Source organism: Polyangium sorediatum (assembly GCF_029946465.1).
Taxonomy (GTDB): Bacteria; Myxococcota_A; Polyangia; order Polyangiales; family Polyangiaceae; genus Polyangium; species Polyangium fumosum.
The window spans coordinates 1-757 of record NZ_JARZHI010000176.1 but is presented as its reverse complement, the minus strand read 5'-3'; the positions used below and the strand labels follow the sequence as shown (position 1 = coordinate 757).

The following is a 757-nucleotide window of genomic DNA, read 5'->3' as shown; positions in this document are numbered from 1 at the left end:
TAACGTGTGGTGACGTGGCCCTCGCCTCGTACCTGCGCAAGCACGGTCGAGGCAACACGTCATGCCAATAAGGCATGAGCCGTCACCCGGTCTTTAGCCGGACCGAGGTGACCTCCAGCAAGTTTAACTGGAGAGTTTGATCCTGGCTCAGAACGAACGTTAGCGGCGCGCCTAACACATGCAAGTCGAGCGAGAAAGGGCTTCGGCCCCGGTAAAGCGGCGCACGGGTGAGTAACACGTAGGTAACCTACCCTCTGGTGGTGGATAACCTTCCGAAAGGAGGGCTAATACAGCATAAGACCACGGTCTCGCAAGAGATTGAGGTAAAAGCGGGCCTCTTCATGAAAGCTCGCACCAGGGGATGGGCCTGCGGCCCATCAGCTAGTTGGTAGGGTAATGGCCTACCAAGGCGAAGACGGGTAGCTGGTCTGAGAGGATGATCAGCCACACTGGAACTGAGACACGGTCCAGACTCCTACGGGAGGCAGCAGTGGGGAATCTTGCGCAATGGGCGAAAGCCTGACGCAGCGACGCCGCGTGAGTGATGAAGGCCTTCGGGTTGTAAAGCTCTGTGGAGGGGGACGAATAAGTGTCGTCGAATAGACGGCATGATGACGGTACCCCTTTAGCAAGCACCGGCTAACTCTGTGCCAGCAGCCGCGGTAAGACAGAGGGTGCAAACGTTGTTCGGAATTACTGGGCGTAAAGCGCGTGTAGGCTGCTCGGAAAGTCGGATGTGAAAGCCCTGGGCTCAACC

1 rRNA gene is annotated in these 757 nt (G+C 57.5%); it reads left to right on the top strand.

Annotated features, from left to right (window positions below):
* Positions 1 to 124 precede the first annotated feature (124 nt).
* Positions 125 to 757: ribosomal RNA gene (locus tag QHF89_RS49890) — 16S ribosomal RNA — on the top strand; the annotation flags it as partial.